Annotated in this window: 6 protein-coding genes; 1 reads left to right on the top strand and 5 read right to left on the bottom strand. The window is 52.0% G+C overall.

Features of this window, described 5'->3' with window-relative positions; all coding sequences use genetic code 11:
* Nucleotides 1-316: 316 nt before the first annotated feature.
* From E1757_RS30425 to E1757_RS30410, 4 genes are all read right to left on the bottom strand, one after another.
* Entirely contained in the window at nucleotides 317-1,198 is an 882-nt protein-coding gene (locus E1757_RS30425) for a carbohydrate ABC transporter permease (RefSeq protein ID WP_133235380.1), read from the bottom strand.
* A 30-nt stretch (nucleotides 1,199-1,228) separates the two neighbouring features.
* Nucleotides 1,229-2,170 carry an ABC transporter permease gene (locus tag E1757_RS30420; RefSeq protein WP_246079650.1) on the bottom strand — a complete coding sequence of 314 codons (942 nt, stop codon included), beginning with the start codon at nucleotides 2,168-2,170 and terminating at the stop codon, nucleotides 1,229-1,231.
* An 87-nt stretch (nucleotides 2,171-2,257) separates the two neighbouring features.
* Nucleotides 2,258-3,058, bottom strand: coding sequence for a sugar phosphate isomerase/epimerase family protein (locus tag E1757_RS30415; protein ID WP_133235376.1), 801 nt, complete (start codon nucleotides 3,056-3,058; stop codon nucleotides 2,258-2,260).
* 36 nt (nucleotides 3,059-3,094) lie between these two features.
* A complete protein-coding gene (locus tag E1757_RS30410) occupies nucleotides 3,095-4,033 on the bottom strand; it encodes a sugar phosphate isomerase/epimerase family protein (protein ID WP_133235374.1) in 939 nt (312 codons plus the stop codon).
* Nucleotides 4,034-4,296: 263 nt separating this feature from the next.
* Here E1757_RS30410 and E1757_RS30405 point away from each other — a divergent pair, with 263 nt between their 5' ends.
* The gene (locus E1757_RS30405; protein WP_246079647.1) at nucleotides 4,297-5,502 is read left to right on the top strand and encodes an ROK family protein; all 1,206 of its coding nucleotides are present in this window, start codon (nucleotides 4,297-4,299) and stop codon (nucleotides 5,500-5,502) included.
* A 946-nt stretch (nucleotides 5,503-6,448) separates the two neighbouring features.
* On the opposite strand, the gene E1757_RS30400 is transcribed toward E1757_RS30405, so the two are convergent.
* Complete coding sequence (locus E1757_RS30400; RefSeq protein WP_165972365.1) at nucleotides 6,449-7,699, bottom strand: DUF445 domain-containing protein; 1,251 nt, start codon at nucleotides 7,697-7,699, stop codon at nucleotides 6,449-6,451.
* Nucleotides 7,700-7,759: the final 60 nt, after the last annotated feature.

Here is a 7,759-nt window from a genome sequence, read left to right as displayed (position 1 = left end):
ATGAAGTCCCGAAGCATAAGCACAAAAGAGCCCTCGTCCTATCTGCACGAAAATTGGTACGGTTGGTATTCATGCTACTGAAGACCAACAAAATGTACACACCACCCGAGAGGAGGAATCCATAGGATTTCCAGATTTCTACTCTTTTTACATGTTGCCCATGCCTGTAAATAGTCTGAAAATTTAGACTAAATGGTGGGGTTAGTTTAGTGATGTCTTTTTTCAGCTCTGGGTACGCTTTAGGCAATGTTTTTTCCAATTCTTATCGATCATCCCCTTGACATATCACCGCTGGGCTCATTCATTTAAATACTGATTATCCTTTCACCGAGCCCAGCATGACACCTTTGGCAAAATGCTTTTGCAGGAACGGATAAACACACAGGATTGGAACTGTCGCGATGACGACCGCAGCCATTTTTAAAGTTTCGGTAGGGATATTTTGTTCGGCCATCATCTCCGCCGCTGCCGAGCCCCCCGCCTGTGTCGACGAGTCGATCAGCATATTGCGCAGCACAAGCTGAAGCGGCCACTTGGCATAATCGTTGATGTACAATACCGCACTAAAGAATGTGTTCCAATAAGCTACTGCATAAAAGAGTCCGAACGCGGCAAGCGCCGGAAGCGACAGCGGAAGCACGATCCGGAAGAAGACGCCGATATCGGTCGAACCGTCGATGACGGCCGATTCCTCCAGCTCCACCGGAATGCTGTCAAAAAAGCTTTTCATCAGGATGACATACCAGCCGCTGGTCAGCACCGGCACGATAAGCGACCAGATGCTGTTGATCAGGCCCAAATCGCGAATAAGCAGATAAGGCGGGATCAGACCCGGGCTGAACAAAAGCGTGATCAAAATCATCAGCATAATAATTCTTCTGCCCTGCAATCGCTTGCGGGACAAGCCGTAGGCGAGAGCGGCCGTTACGACCAGACTCAGCGCGGTTCCGACAGTCGCCAGAAAACCGCTGATGAATGTCGCGTTCTGAAACGCTGAAGTGGACAACAAATATTTATACGAATCGAGCGTCCATTTTTGCGGGAATAAAATATATCCCTGTTTCTGGATATATTCCGCCGGATCGGTAAATGATACGACGAACACATAATAAAGAGGAAATAACGTTACGACCCCTACGAGAGCCAGCACAATCACGTTAGCCGTATCAAATATGCGGTCACCTATGCTTTGTTTCATTTTTTTCACCCCGTTACCGATAATAAGCGATTAATACACGCCTTCTTCGCCAAAACGTTTGGCCAGCTTGTTAGCCACAATGACCAGAATCAGTCCGACGACGGATTTGAACAAACCGACAGCGGTGCTAAAGCTGAATTGTCCCTGCTGAATTCCAAGGCGGTACACGTAGGTTTCGAAAACATCCGCGACATTCGACACGGCGCCGTTCATCATCAGGAATACTTGCTCGAAGCCGACGTCCATAATGTGGCCGAGCCGCAAAATGAACAATACGATAATAACACTGCGAATCGCGGGCAGCGTAACGTGCCACGCTTGGCGTATACGGTTGGCTCCGTCCATTTTAGCCGCTTCATACAGCTGGGGATCTACACCGGCGATGGCTGCCAGGAAAATGATCGTTCCCCAACCGGTCTCTTTCCAAATATTTTGAATGGTGAGCAGCGCCCAAAAATTGTTTTCATTCGTTAAAAAGTCGTATTTGGCGAACCCGAAGCTGACCAGCATCTTGTTGACAACACCCGACGACTGCGACAACAGCAAAAACGTAATCCCCGCAATAATGACCCATGACAGAAAATGCGGCATGTAGACGATCGATTGGATCCATTTTTTATAAACTTCATTGCGCAGTTCGTTCAACAGCAGCGACAGCAAGATCGGCAGCGGGAAAAAGAAGATCAGACTCAGCAAACTGATCGCCATCGTGTTCCGGAACAGCAGGTAAAAATCTTGATTGGAAAAGAAGCGGATAAAATGCTCGAAGCCAACCCACTGACTTTCCATCACGCCCAGGTAAGGCGAATAGTCCTGAAAGGCTATAATGACTCCCCACATCGGCACATATTTAAAAATAAGAAAGAACAAGACACCGGGAGTAATCAGCAAATATAAAAATTTATCTCTTCTGAGTCCGTGCATGACATGCTTCCATTTGCTTTTCGGTGCATTTTCTGCAAGACTGCCCATTTGGATTTCGCTTTGAGCCGACATGATGCTGCACCTCCTTCTTGAAATCTGTAGTTCGGTTTGAAACGTTAACCATTGCCTGATTCGTTAAACGTTGAACAGCGACTTCGCATAAGCGAGATCTTCGGCGATATAGCGGTCCTTGTTGTCCAGATCGCTGTACTCCGCGGTTAAGCAAATAACGCCCCGGTAGCTTCGTTCCTTCACATAGTGGGCAATGCGCGGCCAATGCGCCATTCCGTGCCGCCCGGTTGTAAAATGACGCTTCCACTCTGCGGTTTCGGCTTCGGGTCCGTTGCTGCGGATGAAAAATCCGTTTTTCAGGTTGACCATAGCGAGATGGGACCAGACGATATCCAGGCCGTATTCAGGCTGTTGTCCGGCAAACGCGTCATGCGCCGCATCCCAGACGACGCCGACATGAGCGGGGTCGATCGAGTCCATCAGCCGCATGATGCCGTTGGAGTCGATGATGTAGCTGCCATAATGCTGCTGAACGCCAACCTTCACGCCGTACTTCTCGCATAGCGGCACGAGCTGCTCCAGCTTTCGCTTGGTCCGTTCCTCCGTCGCCTTATAGCCGTCCTGATCGATGTTGACCATGATCCGGATGACCGGGACTCCCGCCTCCGCGCATGCAGCGAATATCGCTTCGTCGGTAGAAGCCGCTACGCTGAATATGCGGACGCCCTGCTCGGCGAGCTGCTTGGCAAAGGCCGGCAGCGTCCGACCCGCCGTTTCAGGCTCTACCTGAAACCCGGCGCGAATCGGAAGCTCGACACCGTCGAAGCCGATACCGCTTACAAAGCGGCCCAGCTCCGGTGCGGACTTGTCTTTCCAATGCTTGACGAACAGCGAATATAAAAATGGCTTTTCCGGTTTTTCCACGACCGTTACACTCCTTTAGTTGAACGATTTGACGCTTCAAACAGTCACATTCGATTTGGTGATGCTCAGCAAATGCTGCAGATCGTTGTAGCATTGCTGCGCGAGCTCGGTGTGCACGGGAAGATCGGAGCCCGGCTTGCTGACGCTTTCAATGGTGAGATAACCGTTGTAATCGATTTGCTCCAACCCGCGGAACACTTCGTACCAGTCGATTCCGCCCTGATTGATGAGCCGGTGGCAGAAAAAGCGCTCTTCCGTTTTGTTCTCCTTGGGAATAACCCGGTGATACCGTCCGATATGCGGCACATAATCGTTATACTCAAACGACCATGGATATTGAGTGCCTTTCATTTCTACAATATCTTTGATGTGCACGTTGAACAGGTAAGGCTTTAAACGCTCAATCGCGGAAATCCCGTATTCGGTCGGCACCTGGTACATATTAACGGGATCGAGAATCAATCCTACGTTGCTGCGTTCGACCGCCTCGACAAACGCGATGGAAGCTTCCGCGGTGTCGCAAAGCGTCCCGTGATGGATTTCGATGACGGCGCGTATATTCCGCTCGTTGGCCAGATCGGCGCATTTCCGGAACCATTGAACCGTCTTCGCCAAATCTTCCTTGGATACTTCGTCGGAATGCTGGAAGCCCGGATTCAATCTCATCATGCCGCATCCGATGGTGGAAGCAAAATCAAGATAACGCTCCCATTTAAGAAGCTCTTCCTTGTTCTCCTCCTCGGTATTGCAGGCAAATCCGCCGGAGAACAACGAAAGATTGGTTGGCGTCAGCTTGTATCCGTCAAGCAAAGCTTTAATCTGCTCTGCGCGTTCTTTCGGAATACGGCTGTCCTTTAATTCGCCGACGCCCCGGATTTCTACACCTTCATAGCCGATAGCGGCCGCATCCTTCAAAAAATGCTCGATACTGGAGTCATCATACATGTTCCCGCCTAGCACGATCGTCGCTTTCATTGTGTCCCCTCCATAATAACGCTTTCATTGGTATGTGCTTATCATAATGGAACTCTCCGACTTTTGTCAATATATAAATTAAGTTGTAGAATAATAAAGCTTTTTCGAACATTAATTGATAGTTGTCGCTATATTTATCTTGATCTTTGTTCTGTTTTTTATTAAATTATATACAACACTTAACTTTACAGACGTTTATCCCGTTCATTGCATTGGTTGGCTGCTCGAATGAATTACAGAATGATATGGCGACGGTGAAACTTATGATAATTCCTAGCAAAAGCGATCAAAAGGGCAGCAAAACGAGCATTATCCAAGCTTTGCGGATGCACGGCTCCATGCCCCGGATTCAATTGACCAAAGTTACCGAGCTTAGCAGAGCGACGATTTCATCCACAATTTCCGAGCTGATCGAGTGGAATCTTGTTCAGGAAACGGAAAAAGCTCCTTCCACCGGCGGACGTCCGGCGATTTCGCTGGAGCTTGTGCCCGGATCTCATGCCATTATGGGCGCCGACCTGGACAATCAGGTCTGGACGCTCGGCGTATTCGATCTGCTCGGCAATGTCATGCATATGACAAAAATACCGGTCAGCTCATCGCGGCCCGAAGCGGCCGTTCAGGAGCTGATCGGACATATCGCCAATGTGGCCAAAGATTTCAACAAAGAGATTATCCGCATGTTCGGCCTGAGCGTGCCCGGCCTGGTCGACACGGGCAAGGGTATCATCAAAAGCGCCTCGGATTTGGGCTGGTCGAATGTAAACATCGAGGAGATGGTGAGTAAAGAGCTCGGCTGGCCCGCCGTCGCGATTAACCGTCACCGTGCCCGCGGCCTGGCGGAATGCCGGTTCGGCGCGGGCAGAGATTACCGGCATATGATTTATGTCGGCGTCGGCTCGGGCATTGCCGCCGGTATTTTCAACGACCGCCAGCTCGTTTCCGGTTCGTTCGGCGGGGCCGGCGAGCTGGGACATATTACGCTTGAGCCGGACGGCCCGGTTTGCCCATGCGGCAACAACGGCTGCCTGCATCTGTACGCCACGGCTCCCGCCATCGAGCAGGAAGCCCGCAGGCTGCTCCGGGCCGGCATGAATGACAGCTTGCTGTCCCATGTGTATCCCGGAAACGATCTCCAGCTGCTGCATGCCAGAGACGTCTGCACGGCGGCGGATCAAGGCGACGAGCTGGCCGTGCGGGTCGTCAACCATGCCGCCTCCTATCTCGGCATCGCCCTGGCCAACCTCGTCAACCTGCTGAATCCGGAAGCGATCATTCTCGGAGGCTCGATTCCGGGTATGTGCAACACTTATGTCCAAACCGCGACGAAAGTGATGCAGCAGCGGTCCATGATGGCGCTCTCCGCCGGCATTACGGTGCACACCGCTGTATTGGGCGAAATCGGCGGAGCGCTCGGGGCGATCAACTTCGCGCTCGACCGGCATTTCTCGTTCACGATGATCCAATAATCCCGGTAAATCGGGAGCAACGGCAAATATCCCCACAAAGTGGGGTCTTGCTTCGAAGCTGATTCAGGTACTTTGCGGTGAGCCCCGAAACTTATAAATGCTATATACGTAAGAAAAGCTCCGGATCGAAGCCATTTCGACGAAGATACATTCGTGTTTTAGCGATGCGCGCGGTCAAAACCCCATCCTGCCTCTTGAAACGCCGCCCCGCTCTTTGTAACGGACTTCAGAGACGTTAATTGCGTCCAAACGAATGGTTTTCAATTCTAATGGACCGAGGCGACGTTATTTCACTGCTAACGGGACCAATGAACGTCAGGAACGACGTATAACGTCATTCCGGTCCGTTACAATGATAAAACCGCGAAATCCGGGCAAATAATGGCGCTCAGGTCCGTTAGCCCGGGTTCCTCCAATCGCGGGCGCTGTTCCTGATGGACTTGAGCTTTCTTACCAGGAAAAGAACATCCCGGGAAGAATGCTCGCTCCCGACTACTTCATTCAGCTCTCCATCCCACACCCATTCCCTGTTGGTTCTACTTTATACATCGATGCTCCTTTTTTTTCAAATCCGTTCCGCGAGTCCCGTTTTTTTCGATATGTCTCCACTTTCTTGATCACCACAGAACGGATCTTGTCCTGAACCATAATGATTCAGATGAGGCCACACCTGTAACCTAATAATTTACAAAAATCATATCCTTCTCAAAAAAACGTCTTCAAGCCCGCATGCCAATGCTGCGGGCTTGAAGACGTCATTTCCTCACCGCCCGGCTTCAAGCTTGCGGCGAGGCGCTGCATGACGGCGGTTGGCCGCATGCATAGAACCATTCATTGTTGTGCATGAAACGATGCGTATAGATAGGCGGAGCGGTTTCGGGAATCGCCGACGTCCGCGTTAGACCCTCTAAATTCAGGAGGCGTTGGGATACTCCCCGCCGGGAAGCTAAGACACAAGCGTATGGACGCCGGCCAGCACCAGGCCGATCAAGAAGCCGCAGATCGCGCCGTTCACGCGAATCCACTGCAGATCGCCTCCGATCTTGTCCTCCATCAGCTCGATTAGCGTCGCATCGTCGAACCGGTCGATGTTTTCTTTGACCAGTGCACCGATCTTGTGATGATTCGCCTCGATCAGCCGGGCGATCTGCTCCCTTAATCCGAGCTCCAATCGGTTCAACAGCTCCGGATTTTGTTCGACTTGCTGAATCATCCGGGAAATGAACGGCAGAGCATGCGTCTCGGCGAACTGCTCGCCGCGTATCCATTCCAACGCCTGCGTCTGCATCCGCTGCAGCAGCTCCAGCAGCTTGTCCTCCAGCTTCCACTCGCCGAGCAGCTGAGCTTTCCATTTCTCCAGCTCGGCCGTCATATTTTCCTGATGCTCGGGCTTGTCCAGCCAGCCGCGCAGCGCTTCCATCACCGCCCTGCGGTTCGGATTGCCCTGCATTCTTAACCCTTCAATACCGTTCAGCACGAACTGCTGAATCAGGCTGCCGAGCTTCTCCTCGTTGAAATAGCCGACAAAGGCGTTGAGCGCGAACTGCATCAGCCCGTTTGTTTTGAGATGGGACAGCGCTTGCACCGCCACCGCTCCCAACCGGTCGCGGATATCGCTCCTGCCGACCAGCTTCTCCGCCAAATCGAGGACGAAATCGAACGCTTTTTCATCATAGCCCCGGGCATACGCCTGGCTGAGCGCTTGTTGAACCAATGCCCGCAGATCCAGCGTATCCAGCAGCCGCAGCAGTTCTTTCTCCCCGTAACGGGCCAGCTTCTCAAGCGGTATTTGCCGGACGGCAAAATCGCATATCGTCACGATCCCTGCCTTGGCGCTGTCGGAGCCAAGCTGGCCCTCGAACCCGCGCAAAAGCCGCAGCACGATCGGAAACTGCGCGAGCTTGTCGACAATGCTTTGCTTGCTTAACAGATCGTTTTGAACCGTATTGATCAACGCCCGCGATACCTTTTCCCGATTACTGGGCAACAGCGCCGTATGCGGGATCGGAATGCCGAGCGGATGCCGGAACAGAGCCGTCACCGCGAACCAGTCGGCCAAGCCGCCGACAAGCCCCGCCTCGAAGCCGCTTTGCGCAAACCGCACCCACGGCACGCCTTCGAAAAACAGCGTTCCTATAAAGCCTGCCGCCATGACGCCGAGCGATAATGCGGCCGTATGTTTCGATTTCCCCTGCATGATGTACGTCCCCTCTGCTACATGCTTGTCATTATTCATCTCCAATAATAAATATAACAA

It is taken from the genome of Paenibacillus piri, from assembly GCF_004354045.1.
In the GTDB taxonomy this organism is placed as follows: Bacteria; Bacillota; Bacilli; order Paenibacillales; family NBRC-103111; genus Paenibacillus_S; species Paenibacillus_S piri.
The sequence above is the reverse complement of the archived record's forward strand: the minus strand, read 5'-3'. Positions and strand labels throughout refer to the sequence as shown.

Excerpts from the sequence above, each read along its gene's own strand:
- E1757_RS30425 (WP_133235380.1), bottom strand. The coding sequence starts at position 1,198 with ATGAAACAAAGCATAGGTGACCGCATATTTGATACGGCTAACGTGATT.
- E1757_RS30420 (WP_246079650.1), bottom strand. The coding sequence starts at position 2,170 with ATGGGCAGTCTTGCAGAAAATGCACCGAAAAGCAAATGGAAGCATGTC.
- E1757_RS30410 (WP_133235374.1), bottom strand. The coding sequence starts at position 4,033 with ATGAAAGCGACGATCGTGCTAGGCGGGAACATGTATGATGACTCCAGT.
- E1757_RS30405 (WP_246079647.1), top strand. The coding sequence starts at position 4,297 with ATGATAATTCCTAGCAAAAGCGATCAAAAGGGCAGCAAAACGAGCATT.
- E1757_RS30400 (WP_165972365.1), bottom strand. The coding sequence starts at position 7,699 with ATGCAGGGGAAATCGAAACATACGGCCGCATTATCGCTCGGCGTCATG.